Here is a 17616-nt window from a genome sequence, read left to right on the forward strand (position 1 = left end):
ATGGAAAAAAATTACACCTCAAGAGTATTAATAACTGCTGTTTTAGTAATGGTTTTTACCATAAATATTTCGGCACAAGTTAGAATTTCGAAACTAGATCCTAACACCAATTCCGTAGCACTTAAAAACTTTGGAGCGTCTGCTGTAGACATCTCTGGATATTGGTTTTGCAATTTTCCAGCTTATGGTCAAGTAAGCTCTATGACAGCTACCACAATGTTAAATCCAGGCGAAGAAGTATATATTGCCAGCTCTATAAACTTTGCTGTTGCAGATGGTGAATTTGGCCTGTATAACACCAATAGTTTTGGTTCTTCTTCTGCCATGATAGATTACATGCAATGGGGAAGTGCTGGTCATCAAAGAGAAGGTATAGCCGTTAGTGCAGGCGTTTGGGACGCAGGTACATTTATAAACGTTGCTCCTCCATTTGAATATACTGGAGATGGTTCTGAAAACGGAGTCGCTTTTTGGAGTACATTAGGAATCGATGATTTTGAACAAGGAAGTAGTTTAAAATTATATCCAAATCCATCAAATTCAATTTTGAATATTGAGTTTAACTCTGCTGTCACTGAAGGAGCTATTGAAATTTTCGACATATTAGGTAAGCAGGTTTTTAAACAATCTATAACATCTGATAATTTAACTCAAATAGATGTGGCTGATTGGAAAACTGGCCTGTATATAGTTAAAATTTCTTCTGAAAGCGGAGAAGAAACTAAACGATTTGTAAAGCAATAAAACAAACAGTTTTAGCAAGAAAACAATCTGCATCACATAATTTAATTCTTTAAAAATGAGATACTTATTTATACTCGTCATGCTATTGGTATGCCAAATTTCAAGCACACAAGAAGATGATTTACTGAGTGAAATTGATACAGATTCTATTGGAGACCAATATGCAACAGCAGCTTTCAAAGGTCTTAAAATTGTCAACTTTGAATCTACTAAACTTGTTGCAAAAAAGGAACTAACCTTCATTGTTTCGCACAGATTTGGTAGCATCGAAAATGGATTTGATAGTTTTTTTGGACTAGATGATGCCGTTACAAGATTAAACTTTGTTTATGGTATAACAGATGCTATAAATATTGGTGTATCTCGTAGCTCATTTCAAAAAATTTATGAAGCTTCAGCTAAATACAGACTAGTAAGACAAAAAGAAAATGGTTTCCCATTTACCATTGTTGCCTATAATTCAATTTTAATAAATACCGCATTAGAAAAAGAAAATTTACCAAAGTTAGAATTTAAGGATCGTCTTGGATATACAGCGCAGTTGCTTATATCCAAAAAAGTAAGTTCAAAATTGTCATTAGAAGTGGCTCCAACATTTTTTCATGACAATTTTGTGGCTTATGACGAACAACACAACTCACAATACGCTATTGGTTTTGGAGGACGACAAAAATTAGGCAAACGTTGGTCTATAAACCTAGATTATGGGTGGCATTTAAACAGAGCTGATGGTTCGCCTTTTAAAAATCCGCTTTCCATTGGTTTTGATTTAGAAACTGGCGGACATGTGTTTCAGATGCACTTCTCTAACGCACAAGCTATGAATACCAATGGATTTCTTGGTCAAGCCACAGGCGATTGGAGTGATGGTAACATCTATTTTGGGTTTAACTTAAGTCGTGTATTTTAAAAAAATAGTAATCATGAAGTTTAAATACCTCTTATATTTTGCAAGTTTATTCTGCTTTACGAACTGTTCGTATAACAGCGAAGATGACTTAACAGAAGATGTCATTGTTGAAGAATTTGTAACCTACGAAGGCAATATAAAATCTATAATTGACACCAATTGTATTTCATGCCATAGTAGTCCTCCAATCAATGGAGCTCCAATGCCATTAATAACTTATGACAATGTAAAAAATGCTGTAGAAAACAGAGATTTAATCGGCCGTATTTCTACCACAGATGCAGGCTTTGTAATGCCTTTTGGAGGACCAAGATTACCGCAAAACTTAATAGATCTTGTTATTCAATGGGAACAGGAAGGTTTGTTAGAAAACTAAAATAATACGTTATGAAAAATGTCATATTATTAGCGCTATTCTCAATAAGCATAAGTGCAGTCGCTCAAAGCAAATACCTTACCAAAACTGGTCAATTAAATTTTGAAGCATCTATACCTTCTTTTGAAGAAGTTGCCGCAAAAAACAACGCTGTTACTGCAATTTTAAATACTGAAAATGGAGAATTTGCAGCCTTAGCTTTAGTAAAAGGGTTCAGATTTAAAAATGCTTTAATGGAAGAGCACTTTAATGAAAATTATGCCGAATCCGATGAGTATCCAAAAGCAACTTTTAAAGGAAAAATAGATGGTTTTGATTTTGATGATTTAGGTAAAAAAGAAAGCAAAGCTTCAATTGATGGTTCATTAACATTTCATGGAGTCACAAAACAAATTGAAGGCATTCCTTTGACTCTAAAAAAGGAAGACAATAAAATTATAATTTCAGGTAATTTCAAGGTTTTGGTATCAGACTTTGATATTGAAATCCCAAAAATTGTTGCCAACAAATTATCTAACGAAGTTGATATAAATTTTAGGTTTGAATTGGTTAAAAAATAGAATTCTATTCTAAAAACAAAAGCGCTAGTACTAACTAGCGCTTTTTTTGTTACCATTATCTAGAATAAACAATATTAATTTCATCATCATATTGCTCTATAATATGAGCACCAAGATTTAGCCAACGTTCAGCACGATCCAAAACCCAAGCATCAGAACTCACTACTATGTGGTTACTTTCAGCTAAAAGTTTATCAGGATTATGATCTAATATAATTTCCCAGTTAAAACTATGCTCCTCTGCTAATTCTCTGAGTAAAGTCTTCAGTCGTCCACTATTAGAAACAGGTTGATCAAAAACCCAAGTTACAGGATTGTCTTTGAGAAGATTTCCAACTATTAGCAATGCCTTTTCGGTTTGTTGAACACGTTTGTAAGTACCGTGTACACCAGACAAATCGCGATAAGCGTTGTCTAAACCTTTAAACAAATAAGCTTCTGATAATGCACTTTCTAAAATGATGAGTAGATTAAAACCATCAATAATTATAGGCTCTTTACCTATGTTTTCAAAAGGAACACAAGTAATCTTTCTTTGTTCAATTTGTTGCTCTGAAGCACTCATGCCTTGTACCGCTTGTTGTTGTCTAACGTTGAGTCTATGTCTATTACCAACCAACTGTAAAGATGATTTTTCGGCATAACCTCTCGATAGTAAATAATGCATATCAATAACCGCTTCTTTTAGTTTCTGCTGAATTTTATCAGAACCAAAAAGTTGGTCGTCATTGCTATTTTTTCCTCGGTTACGTTGGTTGGGCATTTACTTTTATAAAATATGGAAAAGCGTGCAAGTAGGACTCGAACCTACATCTCCGATTTGGCTCGTTTGTTTTTCCAATTAAACTATTACACGCTTTAATTTTAAATGATTAAAAGGAAAGTGAGCAAGATTCGAACTTGCGACCCCTTAGGTGTTGGCTAAGTGCTCTTCCAGCTGAGCTACCACTTTCCTATATTGTTTTACCAATCTTCTATGGCATAATTTTTCAATAAGGTACCGACTAATATAGTATTTCCTTTTAATGCCTCAAAAATAGGATGCATTATTCTAGCCGCACCATCAACAGAATCTAAAGGAGGAATATAGCCTTCTTCAAATTGTTTTTTTCTTAAATCTTCATTTGCCCCTGTTGATATCCAACCAACATCTACAGCATACATATAAACTGACATGTTTTCGTAAGCTTTACCTGAAGTTTTTGTAAGCATATTTAACGCAGCTTTTGTCATATTGGTATGCGGATGAAATATGGTTTTGTTAGTATAGCTAAACTGTCCTTCAGATGAGGTAACATTAATTATAAATCGTTTATTGAAACGAGATTTCTCTAGCAAAGGCGTAAACTCCTTAATCATAAAATAGGGTGAAATTTGATTAATCAAATTCACTTCTAAAAGCTCGTACATAGAAATTTCTTCTAGTTTAGAGTTCCAGCTGGTTTTAGTTCGGTTGTCTATAGGTTGTCCAAATCTATTAATTTCAAAATCTGAATTATGCGTTGTATTCTCCAAAAGTTTAGAATTTTGAAGTACAGAAATCGAATTTAATTTTAACTGTTTATTCGTATTATATTCTATAGCTAATTGCTCTTCCTTTGTTACGATTGGTAGATAGTAATTATCATCATATTTTATAGTTTGAGCAGCATTATTAACGAGAATATCTAAAGAGTCATATTTTGATTTGTAAAATGAAATAAATTTCTCTACCGCTTTTAAATTTCTTAAATCCAGACCATAGATATATAAGTTGTCTTTAAAATACTATAATCCTTCTCCTTCATAAAATTATCTAGAGCAGAAGCAGGGAATCTTGTTGTTACGATAAGATTTGCATTAGAACGAAGCAACTTAAGTGCTGTAGCATAACCTACCTTAACGCGACCACCTGTGACAATAGCGTTTCTTCCCGTGAGGTCAAAAGTTTCAAAACGGCGTATGTAATTGGCTTCTGCACAACTAGGACACATACGAGCATAGTAGAAATGTACCTTATCATACAACTCATTACAAGAATAGCAGTTTCTAGATTTGTTGAGTTGTTTGTATATGGTTTCCTCTTCAGTCTTAATATCATCATACAGGGTTGTGTTAGCTAAAGCATTTTTTGCTATAACGGAATCTTTTAAAAGCGAAATATCTTGAGCTTTTAAACTGTAAGCGACCTCTTTGTTTTTAATCTTTTTTGAGGTCTTATACACCTTAGTTATTAACCCAGATAACAATTGATTATCTGGATTGTTATAAGGATCATCTTTTAAGACTTTAAGAACCTTAATACAATGATTCCACTCTTGCTCTGTGAAATTGTAATGTTTCATTTCTCTTTCTTTTAGTAGAACTAGCGAGACTCGAACTCGCATCTCCGACTTGAGAGGTCGGTACTTTTCCAATTAAGCTATAGTTCTTTAGGTGGAATAGATGTGATTTGCACCCACATCTTAAGTCTAGCTAACAAAAGCATTTCTCTATTTATGCTACTATCCCAATCTAATTTATAAAAGGTTCTAAAAACCCAATTAATTTACCGTCTGTTTTAGACCATCTCATACCATGACCACTTTCTACTCTAATTTCAAAAACAATATCATGTTTATAATGATAAAATGTATTCCACCAAGTATAATTATTTATCATGTTTGCAATGATGCTTTTTACAGTCTCTACTTTTGCTAGTGGTGAACCTTTAACATTTCCCCAAAAATTATCTTCAGAGCGTTCTGTATGTTTTTCCCAAGCTCGTACACCAACACTTATTTGATTATTAAATGGTTTTAAAGCATTGTTAAGCATGCTTTTTTTACTCATTGGCAAACCTTTAGCGTTTTTAATAGTTGCTGGCGTTTGCCGTTGTCCCATAATTAAAAGGATATGCTCAAAAGGGGCGTTTTGGATACCGCTACTTAGTGCCTCTTTGTTAAGCAATGTATTGGCAAAACTATTGGCTTCTAGTCTTGAAATAATTGTTTTAAAACTAGAAAAAGGCACATCCAACTGAGGTGTCACTTCTTCAACAAACAAAGGTTTTTGTCTGTTTTGAGGCAAACCGTTTTTATGAAAGGCTAAACAATTATAAGAAAAAGCATAGAGGTTGTCTTCTTCAAAAAAAGCACCATTATTTTTCAACCAACTTTCCGAAAAAAATGATTTAGAATCTAATAGTAATTGAGTTAGTCTGTTTAACACCTCTTTTCCTTTCTAAGATTTATTGCTTCTTTTTTTCTCTCTTTTTACACGCCAAGGTGCATTTTTTTGCCAATCACCAGCCATAATACAACCGTAAGGTAACACTTCGTCAATAACGTTACCTAAACCATATTCTTCCATTTGGCTTCTTACAGTTTGCGCATTTTTGTATGCGCTTGGTAACTCGGTAATATCAATTTCTTTTGAGAAAAACCGAACATCTAATCCACGTGTTTCTTCTTTAAAAATTTGCATGATACTTCCCGTTTTGCTGTTTCTATGCTGTGTACGGCTTACGTTTCTACCTGCACCATGTGGCGCAAAACCTAAATTGGTTTTGGTCGTAGCGCCTTCAACAATCAATACAGGTTCAGACATATTTAAAGGGATTAATCGTGGACCTGTAATATCTGGCATAAACTTAGCATCCAAAGGTGTTGCACCTTTAGCATGATAAAATAAATCGCCATCTTTAAATACAAAGTTATGCTCGTTCCAGTAACGGTTTTCAATGTCAATTTCTAAAGTTTCTGCAACCGAATTATGAATAACCTCATGATTGGTTTTTGTCCATTGTCTTATGGTTTGCAACGCTTGCCAATAGTCTTTTCCTTCTTCTGTATCAAAAGGAATCCATGCGTTTTGTTTTAAAGTTTCTGGTGATAAGATTTTTCTAAAACGTTCGGCAATTTTCATCCCTTTTGTATACAGTCTAGCACCAGGACCACGAGATCCGTGATGTGTTACCATCATGGTATTTCCTGTTTTTTTAGATGTACCAACAAACAAGAAATGGTTACCATCGCCTTGCGTACCTAAATGTGCTCTTGCTATTTTAATGGATTCTTTGTCTTTTAATAAATTACTATTCTCAAAAGCGTCTAGTAATTCCTTCGGAAATCTAAATTGCGTATTTCTATCGCGTCCGCCAGGACCAAAATGTGTATTGGCATGAGCTACATCTAAAATGGCTTTAGGATCTGCTTTTCCAAAGTCTGTTAACATCACCGAACAACAAATATCTGCACTATGCATACCAGGATGAATAGCGTTTTTTGCTACTGCAACACCACCAACAGGAATGGTTCCGTCTGGTCCGGTTGGGCATGCATCTGGCATAATAGCACCATTGACTAATGTTGGTGTTTTCATTAAGGTTTGCATAGAGTCAATGACTTTAGAAACGTTATCTTCTTCTAACTCGTTTTCTGCTTTTATGTTAATTGGAAAGTCTAAAGGGTTACTATGTAGTGGTAATGGATCTGGCAACTTAAATCGCTCTAAATAACTTTGTAAAGCATCGCCTTGCAATTGGTTTTCGTTGATATAAACCAATGCCTCTTTCATCCATTTGCCTTGTCTGTAACCTAAATTGATTAGATCTTTTCCTGTTATTTTTATGTTTGTTTCCATTGTTTTATTTTAATTACACTACAAATATTATAGCATATTACGCAATGTTTTTGCGTAGAAATTCAAATATTTCTATTCCCAAAAAATTCAATTAGATACTTACTATCCTTTTCTATTTTTGGTTTTGCTTCTAATAACTTTTCAAAATCATTTAAATATTTACTTAATAGGCGTATAGTCTCATACATTACTGTAGATCTTCTTTGTAAGTCATGTCTATTTTTATACAAATCACCAAACTGAAAGACAGAGAAAAAGGTTGGGTGTGTGTCAAGTGAAAATCTCTGATAGTCTTTCTTCTCCTCATTATGATTTTTAATAGCTCGATTATACATCTCTTTCCATGAGATATAAAGCACCTTGTTTTTTCTAATGGTTAATTGCCATATATTTTTAGAAATGTATTTACGTATCGACTTTTCGTTTTTAATAAATAAATATGATTTTTCAATTTCAGCTTTTAGTCGTTTTATTTCTTCCATATCTTTCATAACAACCTCAAACCCTTTGCTTTTTTTAAGTAGAGGATTTTTATGAAGCATTTTTCTTCTTTGATTTAAAGAAGTAATCCTCCAAATATTCTCAAGTAATAAGAATTCTTCATTTGACCAGTCACTTATGTATAAGTGATTAAAAAAACAATAGTTTTCAAACAGAGACCTATAAACACTTGATATTGATTGTATATCAATATATGGTTTATCTGATTTGCTATTATTCTGAAAAAATTCTCCTTCTGATAGTTTTAAAACTGATTTAGCCTTCATCAATGACATTTGAAGCATCATGTTTGGAAACTTGTTTACGCTATTATTGAAGTGCTCATGAACATAAACAAATCCAATTTCAATTAAATCTTTTAAAACCAACTTCTGAAAGTCATAGTTTTCTAATAAATCTTCATACTTTAAGTATAAAGTCTTCAAAAATTCTTCTTTCTTCATTGTTCATGTTCTTTTTATTTAGAATAAGCCCAGACTCATGAAGCCTGGGTTATTTAACTACTTATTCACCGAAAAAATATCCTTTAATTGTTCAATCACGTTTCCATTTCCGGCAACGGTGATTTCTCCAATTTTATCGGCAATTTTCTCTACGTATTCCATTTCTTTCAATTTAAACAACATGCTGTTGTCTTCCATTAATTTTGCAGTATTTAACAAGCTACGTGTAGAGGCTGTTTCTTCGCGTCTTGTCACCACATTAGCCTGAGCTTTTTTATGAGCAATCAATACTTGGTTCATGATATCTTTCATATCACCTGGTAAGATGACGTCTCTAATACCTGTATGCAATACGTTTACACCTAATTTGTTGGCTTGTGCTTTAACATCGTTAAAAACGGCTTTAGCAATAGTTTCTTTTTGCTCTAACAATTCATCTAACGTGTAGGCACCAACAAAGGCTCTCAATGCTAACTGTAAGATAATGTACAATTGTTTTTCGTAATCTTTATTTTGCATCAATACGGTCTCAATATTTGCGACTTTGTATTGTGCATAAAAGTTAATACGAACGTTTGCTTTGTCTTTAGTTAGCAATTCTTGACCAGCAATTTCTAATTGTAATTGGCGCATATCGGCTTTTGCGATTTTAATAGTTTGGTCATTTCTCCAGAAATGGTATGTACCGTGTTCCAAGATTTTTTCAAACTTATCATCTACAATCATAATCGCTTTTTCGAAAGCAGCAACTTCAAATGTTCTGATGTACTGGCGTAATTCTGGCTTACTGTAAATTGCTTTTTCAATGTCTTCTGTAATTTCGATTTTGCTTAAATCTGCTGTTACAAATTTATAATCGATCAAGCTGTTCCAGTACGTGTAACGACCAGCAGTTAACACCTGTTTAAAGTTACCATTTTCGTAAACCAAAACAATCTCATTATCCTTAACCTCAATAACGGTTAATAGTGCTGCTAAAGCCTGATCTTTAAGTAAGATCTCTAAGGCTCTTGGTGCATTAAATGGTTGAGATAAGCTGTATTTTGCAACTTGCTCTCTAAAGTTTATCCAGTGTTTTCCCTCAGTAATTACACGAGTGTAGTTACCGTTTTTGAATACTAGACCGACCATACCTGCATGAATTCTTACTCTTTTCATGATTTCTAATTATTATGTTCTGATTGGATCTTTTTTTTAAATCAGAACGGTTAAACATTTATAATAGAACTTTCTATGTTGAAAGTGACTATTTTTTGTAAAACAAAGTGAAAGAAAACCATCCTTTTAACTACGGAAATACAACCGATTAGAAGTGTTTTTTAGCATTGTTTAATAGATGATTAATCAACCTTTAGATATGACAATTCAAATCTTTTGTTTGAAAAATGAATCTTTAAAAGATCACTCAAAACAGCTTAAAATACATGTGTATTTCAAAGTGTTGTCCAGACTGCGCAAGCAACAGGTTGCCATTACCAGTTTTTATTCACTTTGTTTTTGCCATTTAAAGTGCGACACACTTGGTGATCTATTTTTACAAGTGACCTTCTTGGTTTAACAAAGATGGATTTTCAGTCCATTGTTAACCTACGTTAAAAGCGTAGTGCTCTACCGTTGAGCTACAAATCCCATTTGGTGGATTTGACCGGAATCGAACCGATACTTATCTATTGTTCTAACCTACTGAACTATCTCAAATGGATTGAGAGTGGGAATCGAACCCACGACCTATAGAGTCGAGATTATTTATTTGGTCAAATAATCGAAAACCTTCAAGTCAAGTTGCATACAAAAACCTCATACTACAAAGCAAGGATTTGTACAATGGTGCTATACCGAAACACTCAACAAGACTTGCTTGATGTGGAAGTAGTAGGACTCGAACCTACACGTTCATTTAAGAAACCAGATTTACAGTCTGGCGAGCCAACCAATTACTCAATACTTCCGACTTAATATTTTAAAAAGCGTTCTGAGAATACCTTCGCTTTTAGATAAGCTTTCCTAGCATTATAGCCGTAGCCCTTCTCTAGTTTTCCACACGCTTCTCATTGCTTAGAGAATTGTGTACTTATCCGATGCCTAATACATTACAGCTGTTCAGCAACTTAGACTTGGCCTGCATAGTGGCTTTTTGCCACGCTTTGCAGTTACAAGGGTTGGCTCCCTCACCATTCATAGACGTCCTCTTTACAAGGCGGCCTATTAGAATGTTCACTACACAATAAAGGCTTGCGACCTTTACTGTCCCATATATTGCAATGGGTTTAGGCAACTACTAGCTGCTGTAATGTTCGAAGTCTTTTGCTTTTTTCACTGTACTTGAAATACAGCGCTCTACCAATTGAGCTATATCAACATTTGTTGTAGATACTAGGACTCGAACCTAGACTTGTAAATTTTGACCTAGAAGAAGGGCTTCGAAAATGGCTTCGTAGATTTTTGCCTACAAAATACCAACCTTCTCCTTGCATGCCTCCCAGCACACGGTATGTTAAGTCACCGAACTGTTTCCAATCGGGTCACTTTAATACTGCAATGCGCTCCGCTAGGCTGGATAACCTATACGTAACCCATTACTACAACTTTTCCTATTAATGTCTCCACCTCAAGCCTAATTACTGTCGGCTATAAGTTCTTATTTACCTCAGCGGTTGCCCCTTGTAAATAATAACTTATGTGAGTTGCTTGCTTATGTGTACTGCTTTTGCGTAAAAGCAGTCTCCATTTACTGTGCCAGCAAACAGATTTATCCTTGTTACCAAGTTTATCTAAGGACGATAAGCCGCCCGTTACCTCTTAAAAAAGTTGTCATTTTGAACTCGTTTCAGAATCTGAAATAAAATTAACGGTGTTAAATCTTCGATTTCAGATTGACAAAACAGTTTTTAAGAAAGTAATATTTTAATGTCAATGAACGTTTTCGTTTATTAAGCTCTGCCAGCGTTATGTCTGGCAGAGCACTACTTTAAAGTCTGATTCCAAAGACTTTTTTGTTATTTACTCTGCAAATATTTTATGCTGTTGCGCATTCTTTTTGCGTAGTAAAAATTATTTTATAAATTTTCTTCTTCACTTAATAATTCCACCAGGTTCTAGGCTACATAGAACCCAGCAGAATCCCTTAAAAAGAATAAGAGCTTATTCTAGAGTGAAGTATTTATACCACCTTATCTGCACAAGATGAACTTGCAAATGCATAAGGCTTTGCTTTAAAGACAAATCCCATTCCCAGGATATAGCCCATGGCATCTTTAAGTGCTACATTAGATTCAAACTTTGGATCTGTATTAATATCTGCATGTACCTCTAGTTCTACATTGTACTTGTCTAGTATATCGCAGATGGCGTATGCCACTTCTACGGACATGGTAACCTCTCTAAGCATACGCTCTTTAATGCTGATTTTCTTTGTGCCTTTATAATTTCTCATAAACATAAAACCACCCTTACCCTCTCTAAGTACCACAATTACTGTAGCATACTCCACGTGAGATTTATAGGCTTGAGAATCTGACCCAACACAAATCTTTAAGCGATGTCCAGCTTCTTGCTCTTTTATAATGGCATTTTCGATAATGTTTGTAATTGGCATATCGAAAACTTTACCGCTAAAGTTTCTCCATTTTTGTTGTACAATTTTCATCAGTTCTCAATTTTAGTTAAACATTTATTTTGTGGAACAAACTGGGCTCGAACCAGTATCTTCTGGGCTTCAACCAGACGCATAGACCTGCTTTGCTATTGTTCCTTCTTTGGGTGATTTTGGGACTCGAACCCTATTCTTCTCATTCACAGTGAGACATTTTACCTGTTAAACTAAAACCACCATATTTAGTTCTGACAAAAGGAGTTGAACCTTTATCCACAAACGTATCAGGTTTGCACTTTACCAATTAAGCTATGTCAGAATGTTGTTAACTCGACAGGATTCGAACCTGTACCGAAAGATTCAAAGTCTTCCATGCTGCCGTTACACCACAAGTTATTACAGTAGGTTTAATAGGATTCGAACCCATACCACAAGGGTCGAAACCTTGCATGCTATCCATTACACCATAAACCTAGTTGTACAGAGAGTGGGATTCGAACCCACAGAAACCTGATTCTAAGTCAGGTATGTTTTCCTGTTACATCATCTCTGCAAATTGTACCCGTAGTAGGATTCGAATCTACAAGTCCGATCTGCACCTCAGATTTTAAGTCTGATCTGTTTACCAGTTTCATCATACGGGTATGCGTTGAGATATTAGGACTCGAACCTAAACAAACCGCCTTATGAGAGCGGTGCTCTACCTGTTAAGCTATATCTCAATTTGTTGAGGCAATAGGGATCGAACCTATGACTTTCACGATGTAAGCGTGATGCTCTTCCGCTGAGCTATACCTCAATTTGAATTCCGTAGGAGAATCGAACTCCCATCTGCTGATAGAAAGTCAGCCGTCTTGACCATTTGACCAACGGAACAGTTTGCGGTTCATACGAGAATCGAACTCGTATCTCCCGAGAGACAGTCGGGAAGGATAGCCATTACCCCAATGAACCATTTTGTATATCTACCAAGAGTCGAACTTGGACTTAAAGGGTAGAAACCTTTTGTGCTTTCCGTTACACCATAGATATGTTTTGCACACCCATAAGGACTCGAACCTTAACCCTAAGTTTTGGAGACTTAAATGCTACCAATTACACCATAGATGCTTAGTGGAAGTAGTAGGACTCGAACCTACATGCTCCGAAGAGACCAGATTTACAGTCTAGCGAGCCAACCAATTGCTCAATACTTCCAAGTTTGAGACAAGGATGAGATTCGAACTCATAAATATTGGTGTTGCAGACCAATGCTTTAAACCATTCAGCCACCTTGTCTTTTGCGATACCGATAGGATTCGAACCTATAACCTGTCGGTTAACAGCCGACGGCTCTACCATTGAGCTACGATATCGTTTGTGGAGCTACTGAGACTTGCACTCCATTCTGCGGATTGCAAACCCACTGTTTTGGCTTGTTAAACTATAACCCCTTTTATTGCGGAGAGTAAAGGAATTGAACCTTCACCGCTATTAGCGGACTTGTTTAGCAGACAAGCGCAACGAACCAGTATTTGCCTACTCTCCAATTATTAACATAGTCTGAGAGACAGGATTTGAACCTGCAACCTCTCGCTTCCAAAGCGAGTAAACCAACCATCGTTATCCTCTCAGTTTTTGCGGAAGGAGTGGGAGTTGAACCCACACGAGTCATTATCTCCTAACTGTTTTCAAGACAGCGGCCACCACCAATTGGCTTGTCCTTCCGTGGTGTTGACGCAGTGAGAGTCGAACTCACATCACCTCGATTAAAAGTCGAGTGCTTTAGCCAATTAAGCTACGCGTCATTATATTGTATTTCAATGAACAGCATAAAAAAAGCGCCTCGTTTTACGGAAGGCGCTTTCTTTATATTAATATGAATGCATTAACTTATGTATCCATAACCTTCCTAGTATATATTTTAAATCTTTCATCATTCTCTATCGCGACCATACATTTCGGTGAACGCGACCAGAGACTTATTTGAATACTATGTTGTAAATAATTTGTCATTTGTTTTTTAATTGTTTTGACGGTGCAAATATGAAATGCATTTTTGAATTACGCAAGAAAAAAATCAATTTAATTTATTGATAATCAATTATTTATGATGTTTTTAGGCAATAGGATTCCTGTCCGCATTTCTGCAGATTCTTAACATGTTTACAAAAGACTGTCTCTCAATTGCTTCACTGTTTTTATACCTTTATTTTACTATTTTACTGTTTCAAAATATTTTTCAAAAAAAATTATGTTCAGATCCCAATTTTTATTGGGATGAGCTCAACTTACACTCTTGAATTCACTTAAAAAGCGCTTCAAAATTTAGTTTTACTCAAAAAAAACGTCCAACTTTTTGGGTTGGACGCTTCATATTATGGTTTTAATAGTATTTAAATCATATTCAACACTTAAAAATAGATACAAAACATCCGTTTAGGGTACTCAGTAAAATTACTGCCCATCTATAATCTCTACATTCATTAAAGCGAGACATCGGTTGTTTATGTATTTGTTTTGTAATCATTTCTTGTTTAATGTGTTGCAAATATATATTATTTCACGAATTTTTATAGTCTATAGAATTGAGTTGATTTACAAATTCAACAACATCCTTTTGAAATTGACCAGAATATTTTCCAAAATAAAGATTAATTTCAGGGTGGTTTTTTATATGACATCCAATAGCATTATGTAATGTTTCATTTCCTTCTAATTCACCAAAAAAATTGTTTCCATAAACTGAAAAATCAATAGTCATTAAAGAATCTCCATTGGGTCTCGAAATTTTCCAGATAAAGTTTTCTGTATTATCTTCTAAAACAATGACCCATTTTGAGAGTCTCAATTCTTTTTCTAGTTTTTCGATATGTGATTTACTCATTATTAGTAAGCAACTTTATATTAATCTATTGACAAATATTTCATACTTATACGCAATATTTTTGCGTAGTTGAAATTATTTTATACTTTCAAATGAATATCCCCATTTTTAGGATTAAAAACCATTTGCTGAACTGTAATTCCCATTTTAACCTGATTATCTGAAAGTATATCAAAATAATCATCTGTTGATTTAGGAGTGTTGGCTTTTACTAATACTTCAACTCGTTTATGTCTCCCTGAAGCAGTCAATTGTAATGTGTCATTGGTATTTTTATTCTCTGTTAAAGACAAGTACTCATTAGTCACAATGAGACTATTTCCCTCAGGTTTTCTAATAGAAAATGTTGTAGGTGTTCGTTCTATAACTACATTCTCATCTAGATTGACACCTACTACCATTAGCAAACAGTCTGAAGCAATTGTTGTTTCAGAAAGTATTTTAATTGCTTCGTCAAATGTTTCAGCATTCTCTAGCACATCTCTGATGAGAAACGTAATAGGAATAGCAAATTGAGGTGACTCATTGCTTAATACAGCATTCAATGTTATTGAAAACTTACCTGGTTTTACTCCAGATAATGCACCTATAAAACCAGGCCAACTTACTAGAGAGTATTTTATCTCATCATTTTCTTTAAAATCGAACACTTTAGTAAATGAGCCTAATATATTATTCTCGGACCACCAATCTAAATTTCTTGCATGAAGCTTTTCGGTTTGATTTGTAATACAGAAAGAAGTGCATCCAAATACAAATTTTAAAGCATCATAATAAAGATTGGTAATGAGGACTTGATTTTCAGAAAAATGACTGTTTTTGGCAACACATTCAATTTCTTCTTGATATTGCTTACTAATAAATAACGTCTTATAAGTCTCTATATAGGTTTCAAAAATACCTGCACTACTTAAATCTTCTAGATAATATTTTAAAAGACTATTGGTTTCATGTTTATAATCTTTTAGCAAATTCCACCGCTCTGATGGTTTTTTGTCTAGGTTTATTGTAATTCTCTCCATTTCTCAAGTTTTGCTATTTTTAAAATGGTGGTTCCCAAGTTTTTTTATTCATAATGTCTTTGACTTCTTGGTAAGTAATTGGGTAGAAATCGTGACAATCTACACCAACATCAAAGCTGTTGCTGTTAGGATCGTCTGGTAAACTACCGTGAGAATGACCGTAAAGATGCCAAGTACCTCTAAAACTAGAATGCCAAACACGCATTGCATAATGCAATAGCATAATCTTTTGTTTGCCGTTTGGTGCATCTTCGTCATTGATATTGAGTTCAAAGTAGTCTTTAATCCATTCAAAACGGTTTGGATTTGCTAAAGCAGCTCCTTCATGATTCCCTCGAATAAGGAAAATTTTACCGTTCAGTTGATCCAAGATTTCTCGCATTCGTTCTGCTTTACATAGGCCAAAATCGCCTAAGTGATAAACTTTATCATGTTTATTGATTCTGCTATTCCATCGCTTTATAAGTTCTTGGTCCATTTCCTCAACCGTTTCAAACGGTCGGTTGGTGAACTTTATAATATTGGTGTGACCAAAATGATGGTCTGATGTAAAAAATATATTTTCTGTGTTATTCATGTTTTCTATTTCTGCTATGGCAGAAACCTCGTTAATTTAAACCTGCAAGTTTGGATTTTGAAAGAACACTTCGACTGTGCTCAGTATAACTACACAACATTTTCAAACTTACAGGTTGCTATGGTTATTGATGAGATTCATACATTTTGTCTCTTCGGTCTATTTCGCCCAAAGGACTTCCTTTAAAGGTTGAAATGTTAATAAACCCGTTTTCTTTTGTAATTAAAGAGTCTTTCTCTTTAACGGCTCCTATAGATTTGTTTCCGTAATCTCCAGTTAATTTTTTGGTTGCCGGATCTACATCTCCCCAAAGTTTATCTGGTTTGCCATTATCTATAGGTTCAATAAAATAGGTGATTCCCGTAATTTTACTGCTTACAATGAATCGACCTGTTTTGTCTGTTCCTGTTAGGAATCGTTTTAATAATTCTTGTCGTCTCATAACAGTTTCATTTAAGTTATTTGTTTTTCTTTTTTTGTTTGTCTTTCTTCTTCTTTTTGGAAGTTTTCTTTTTCTTAGGCTTGTCTAAGGCTATTTTCTTTTTGATGCGCTTTTCTTCATCTAGCATAAAGTCAAAGAAGTAATCGTTATAAATTACTTTTTTAGCAGCTTTTAAATCTTTTAGACTTTTCTTGTATTTACCTTTAGTTTCATTTATGTAGGATGAAAGCCAATTAAGTCTAGCCACATCTACCCCTTTTATTTTAAAAGCAAAGTCAATTAATTTTTCTGCACGCTCATTTTCATCTGCCCAAATCAGATACATTATGTAAGCTGGATAGACCTCTTTAAAATCAGGATTTATTGAAATGACTTTATCATAACAATCAAATGCCTTATCAAAATCGTACATATATTCAGCATAGATTTTACCTAACAAGCATAATGAGGGGCAATGGTTTTCATCATACGAAAGTGCATAATTTAATGTTTCGCAAGCTTCATTCCAGTCACTAAACCAACCAGACATTGCTCCTTTAGCCTTTAAATAATAGCTATCTGCTATAGTTAATCCCATGATTTCTAATTATTTTATTTTTGTTTTAGTCCAATCTTTATTGAATTGGACTTATTAAGTTTTTTCAGAAGTTTTAGTCTTAATCTTAAAGAAGTAAGGCATACAAAAAAGTCAGAAACGTTTGGGCTTCGGACTCTTTATATGATAAAAAAATAGATATCTATTTATCTGGAAAGATGTCACGAAGCGTGTATGCTAAAGAACCTAGTTCTCCTACCATACTTTTGTCTGTTTTAATGTGAAACATTATACTTCGTTTTAATAATTGTTTTGTTGCAAAACTGCGATGCAAATATAAAGTTGAATTTTCTAAACCACCAAATAAAATTTCAAATTAATTTATTGAAAATCAAATAATTAACTTGGGTTTAGGCAAGAAAAAGCCTGTCCGAATCGCTTCAGAT

The 17616-nt window shown here is 34.3% G+C and carries 17 protein-coding genes and 23 tRNA genes; 4 read left to right on the forward strand and 36 right to left on the reverse strand.

From position 1 onward, the window contains the following. Genes MST30_RS04665 through MST30_RS04680 form a run of 4 tightly spaced genes read left to right on the forward strand, consistent with a single transcriptional unit; the run spans nucleotide 1 to nucleotide 2590 of the window. Nucleotides 1-744: a T9SS type A sorting domain-containing protein gene (locus MST30_RS04665; protein WP_243473243.1), complete on the forward strand. Its 744-nt coding sequence runs from the start codon at nucleotides 1-3 to the stop codon at nucleotides 742-744. A 55-nt stretch (nucleotides 745-799) separates the two neighbouring features. After that, nucleotides 800-1654, forward strand: coding sequence for a DUF5777 family beta-barrel protein (locus MST30_RS04670; RefSeq protein ID WP_243473244.1), 855 nt, complete (start codon nucleotides 800-802; stop codon nucleotides 1652-1654). A gap of 13 nt (nucleotides 1655-1667) precedes the next feature. Continuing rightward, complete coding sequence (locus MST30_RS04675; protein WP_243473245.1) at nucleotides 1668-2030, forward strand: hypothetical protein; 363 nt, start codon at nucleotides 1668-1670, stop codon at nucleotides 2028-2030. A gap of 11 nt (nucleotides 2031-2041) precedes the next feature. Further along, nucleotides 2042-2590, forward strand: coding sequence for a YceI family protein (locus MST30_RS04680; protein ID WP_243473246.1), 549 nt, complete (start codon nucleotides 2042-2044; stop codon nucleotides 2588-2590). A 55-nt stretch (nucleotides 2591-2645) separates the two neighbouring features. Here the strand turns inward: MST30_RS04680 and MST30_RS04685 are convergent, their stop codons facing one another. The 36 genes from MST30_RS04685 to MST30_RS04860 all read right to left on the reverse strand — a co-directional run bounded on the left by MST30_RS04685 (nucleotide 2646) and on the right by MST30_RS04860 (nucleotide 17212). Continuing rightward, complete coding sequence (locus MST30_RS04685) at nucleotides 2646-3353, reverse strand: DUF434 domain-containing protein (RefSeq protein WP_243473247.1); 708 nt, start codon at nucleotides 3351-3353, stop codon at nucleotides 2646-2648. Between the two features lie 22 nt (nucleotides 3354-3375). Beyond that, nucleotides 3376-3447: transfer RNA gene (locus MST30_RS04690), tRNA-Ser, on the reverse strand. A gap of 22 nt (nucleotides 3448-3469) precedes the next feature. Then, nucleotides 3470-3542 (reverse strand) — tRNA-Val (locus tag MST30_RS04695). Between the two features lie 11 nt (nucleotides 3543-3553). After that, the gene (locus MST30_RS04700; protein WP_243473248.1) at nucleotides 3554-4105 is read right to left on the reverse strand and encodes an SDR family oxidoreductase; all 552 of its coding nucleotides are present in this window, start codon (nucleotides 4103-4105) and stop codon (nucleotides 3554-3556) included. A 212-nt stretch (nucleotides 4106-4317) separates the two neighbouring features. Further along, the gene (locus MST30_RS04705) at nucleotides 4318-4914 is read right to left on the reverse strand and encodes a hypothetical protein (RefSeq protein WP_243473249.1); all 597 of its coding nucleotides are present in this window, start codon (nucleotides 4912-4914) and stop codon (nucleotides 4318-4320) included. A gap of 15 nt (nucleotides 4915-4929) precedes the next feature. Next, a tRNA-Glu gene (locus MST30_RS04710) sits at nucleotides 4930-5001 on the reverse strand. An 82-nt stretch (nucleotides 5002-5083) separates the two neighbouring features. Continuing rightward, entirely contained in the window at nucleotides 5084-5779 is a 696-nt protein-coding gene (locus MST30_RS04715; RefSeq protein WP_243473250.1) for a tRNase toxin domain-containing protein, read from the reverse strand. 12 nt (nucleotides 5780-5791) lie between these two features. Next, the gene (locus tag MST30_RS04720) at nucleotides 5792-7192 is read right to left on the reverse strand and encodes an RtcB family protein (RefSeq protein WP_243473251.1); all 1401 of its coding nucleotides are present in this window, start codon (nucleotides 7190-7192) and stop codon (nucleotides 5792-5794) included. 62 nt (nucleotides 7193-7254) lie between these two features. Next, the gene (locus MST30_RS04725) at nucleotides 7255-8136 is read right to left on the reverse strand and encodes a hypothetical protein (RefSeq protein ID WP_243473252.1); all 882 of its coding nucleotides are present in this window, start codon (nucleotides 8134-8136) and stop codon (nucleotides 7255-7257) included. A 57-nt stretch (nucleotides 8137-8193) separates the two neighbouring features. Continuing rightward, nucleotides 8194-9294: a slipin family protein gene (locus tag MST30_RS04730; protein ID WP_243473253.1), complete on the reverse strand. Its 1101-nt coding sequence runs from the start codon at nucleotides 9292-9294 to the stop codon at nucleotides 8194-8196. 706 nt (nucleotides 9295-10000) lie between these two features. Next, nucleotides 10001-10085: transfer RNA gene (locus tag MST30_RS04735), tRNA-Tyr, on the reverse strand. A gap of 1211 nt (nucleotides 10086-11296) precedes the next feature. Then, nucleotides 11297-11782 (reverse strand): ribonuclease H-like YkuK family protein, encoded by a 486-nt coding sequence (locus MST30_RS04740; RefSeq protein ID WP_243473254.1) that lies wholly within the window; start codon nucleotides 11780-11782, stop codon nucleotides 11297-11299. A 32-nt stretch (nucleotides 11783-11814) separates the two neighbouring features. Continuing rightward, nucleotides 11815-11887, reverse strand: a tRNA-Phe gene (locus MST30_RS04745). A gap of 6 nt (nucleotides 11888-11893) precedes the next feature. Then, a tRNA-His gene (locus MST30_RS04750) sits at nucleotides 11894-11966 on the reverse strand. Between the two features lie 8 nt (nucleotides 11967-11974). Continuing rightward, nucleotides 11975-12047: transfer RNA gene (locus MST30_RS04755), tRNA-Ile, on the reverse strand. A 6-nt stretch (nucleotides 12048-12053) separates the two neighbouring features. Next, a tRNA-Gln gene (locus MST30_RS04760) sits at nucleotides 12054-12124 on the reverse strand. 6 nt (nucleotides 12125-12130) lie between these two features. Beyond that, a tRNA-Arg gene (locus MST30_RS04765) sits at nucleotides 12131-12202 on the reverse strand. Between the two features lie 5 nt (nucleotides 12203-12207). Continuing rightward, nucleotides 12208-12281, reverse strand: a tRNA-Leu gene (locus MST30_RS04770). Between the two features lie 6 nt (nucleotides 12282-12287). Then, nucleotides 12288-12372 (reverse strand) — tRNA-Leu (locus tag MST30_RS04775). A 5-nt stretch (nucleotides 12373-12377) separates the two neighbouring features. Continuing rightward, a tRNA-Met gene (locus MST30_RS04780) sits at nucleotides 12378-12450 on the reverse strand. Between the two features lie 5 nt (nucleotides 12451-12455). Beyond that, a tRNA-Val gene (locus MST30_RS04785) sits at nucleotides 12456-12527 on the reverse strand. 5 nt (nucleotides 12528-12532) lie between these two features. Continuing rightward, nucleotides 12533-12604 (reverse strand) — tRNA-Glu (locus MST30_RS04790). A 6-nt stretch (nucleotides 12605-12610) separates the two neighbouring features. Continuing rightward, nucleotides 12611-12682: transfer RNA gene (locus MST30_RS04795), tRNA-Asp, on the reverse strand. An 84-nt stretch (nucleotides 12683-12766) separates the two neighbouring features. After that, nucleotides 12767-12838, reverse strand: a tRNA-Trp gene (locus MST30_RS04800). A 4-nt stretch (nucleotides 12839-12842) separates the two neighbouring features. Then, nucleotides 12843-12925, reverse strand: a tRNA-Tyr gene (locus tag MST30_RS04805). 7 nt (nucleotides 12926-12932) lie between these two features. After that, nucleotides 12933-13006 (reverse strand) — tRNA-Cys (locus tag MST30_RS04810). A 5-nt stretch (nucleotides 13007-13011) separates the two neighbouring features. Further along, nucleotides 13012-13083 (reverse strand) — tRNA-Asn (locus tag MST30_RS04815). 86 nt (nucleotides 13084-13169) lie between these two features. Beyond that, nucleotides 13170-13255 (reverse strand) — tRNA-Ser (locus tag MST30_RS04820). Between the two features lie 14 nt (nucleotides 13256-13269). After that, nucleotides 13270-13342: transfer RNA gene (locus tag MST30_RS04825), tRNA-Pro, on the reverse strand. A 6-nt stretch (nucleotides 13343-13348) separates the two neighbouring features. Further along, nucleotides 13349-13435, reverse strand: a tRNA-Ser gene (locus tag MST30_RS04830). Nucleotides 13436-13441: 6 nt separating this feature from the next. Next, nucleotides 13442-13515 (reverse strand) — tRNA-Lys (locus MST30_RS04835). Between the two features lie 755 nt (nucleotides 13516-14270). After that, nucleotides 14271-14594, reverse strand: a complete 324-nt coding sequence (locus MST30_RS04840) for a hypothetical protein (RefSeq protein ID WP_243473255.1) — start codon at nucleotides 14592-14594, stop codon at nucleotides 14271-14273. Between the two features lie 80 nt (nucleotides 14595-14674). Continuing rightward, nucleotides 14675-15616, reverse strand: coding sequence for a C45 family autoproteolytic acyltransferase/hydrolase (locus MST30_RS04845; RefSeq protein WP_243473256.1), 942 nt, complete (start codon nucleotides 15614-15616; stop codon nucleotides 14675-14677). A gap of 19 nt (nucleotides 15617-15635) precedes the next feature. Then, nucleotides 15636-16193, reverse strand: a complete 558-nt coding sequence (locus tag MST30_RS04850) for a metallophosphoesterase family protein (protein WP_243473257.1) — start codon at nucleotides 16191-16193, stop codon at nucleotides 15636-15638. A gap of 124 nt (nucleotides 16194-16317) precedes the next feature. Beyond that, a complete protein-coding gene (locus MST30_RS04855; protein WP_243473258.1) occupies nucleotides 16318-16635 on the reverse strand; it encodes a hypothetical protein in 318 nt (105 codons plus the stop codon). 16 nt (nucleotides 16636-16651) lie between these two features. Next, entirely contained in the window at nucleotides 16652-17212 is a 561-nt protein-coding gene (locus MST30_RS04860; RefSeq protein WP_243473259.1) for a tetratricopeptide repeat protein, read from the reverse strand. Nucleotides 17213-17616 lie beyond the last annotated feature (404 nt).

It is taken from the genome of Winogradskyella sp. MH6, from assembly GCF_022810765.1.
Taxonomy (GTDB): Bacteria; Bacteroidota; Bacteroidia; order Flavobacteriales; family Flavobacteriaceae; genus Winogradskyella.

What these genes read in the sequence shown, in the direction of transcription:
- MST30_RS04665 (WP_243473243.1), top strand. Translation starts at nt 1, where the DNA reads ATGGAAAAAAATTACACCTCAAGAGTATTAATAACTGCTGTTTTAGTA.
- MST30_RS04670 (WP_243473244.1), top strand. Translation starts at nt 800, where the DNA reads ATGAGATACTTATTTATACTCGTCATGCTATTGGTATGCCAAATTTCA.
- MST30_RS04675 (WP_243473245.1), top strand. Translation starts at nt 1,668, where the DNA reads ATGAAGTTTAAATACCTCTTATATTTTGCAAGTTTATTCTGCTTTACG.
- MST30_RS04680 (WP_243473246.1), top strand. Translation starts at nt 2,042, where the DNA reads ATGAAAAATGTCATATTATTAGCGCTATTCTCAATAAGCATAAGTGCA.
- MST30_RS04685 (WP_243473247.1), bottom strand. Translation starts at nt 3,353, where the DNA reads ATGCCCAACCAACGTAACCGAGGAAAAAATAGCAATGACGACCAACTT.
- MST30_RS04705 (WP_243473249.1), bottom strand. Translation starts at nt 4,914, where the DNA reads ATGAAACATTACAATTTCACAGAGCAAGAGTGGAATCATTGTATTAAG.
- MST30_RS04720 (WP_243473251.1), bottom strand. Translation starts at nt 7,192, where the DNA reads ATGGAAACAAACATAAAAATAACAGGAAAAGATCTAATCAATTTAGGT.
- MST30_RS04725 (WP_243473252.1), bottom strand. Translation starts at nt 8,136, where the DNA reads ATGAAGAAAGAAGAATTTTTGAAGACTTTATACTTAAAGTATGAAGAT.
- MST30_RS04730 (WP_243473253.1), bottom strand. Translation starts at nt 9,294, where the DNA reads ATGAAAAGAGTAAGAATTCATGCAGGTATGGTCGGTCTAGTATTCAAA.
- MST30_RS04740 (WP_243473254.1), bottom strand. Translation starts at nt 11,782, where the DNA reads ATGAAAATTGTACAACAAAAATGGAGAAACTTTAGCGGTAAAGTTTTC.
- MST30_RS04840 (WP_243473255.1), bottom strand. Translation starts at nt 14,594, where the DNA reads ATGAGTAAATCACATATCGAAAAACTAGAAAAAGAATTGAGACTCTCA.
- MST30_RS04845 (WP_243473256.1), bottom strand. Translation starts at nt 15,616, where the DNA reads ATGGAGAGAATTACAATAAACCTAGACAAAAAACCATCAGAGCGGTGG.
- MST30_RS04850 (WP_243473257.1), bottom strand. Translation starts at nt 16,193, where the DNA reads ATGAATAACACAGAAAATATATTTTTTACATCAGACCATCATTTTGGT.
- MST30_RS04855 (WP_243473258.1), bottom strand. Translation starts at nt 16,635, where the DNA reads ATGAGACGACAAGAATTATTAAAACGATTCCTAACAGGAACAGACAAA.
- MST30_RS04860 (WP_243473259.1), bottom strand. Translation starts at nt 17,212, where the DNA reads ATGGGATTAACTATAGCAGATAGCTATTATTTAAAGGCTAAAGGAGCA.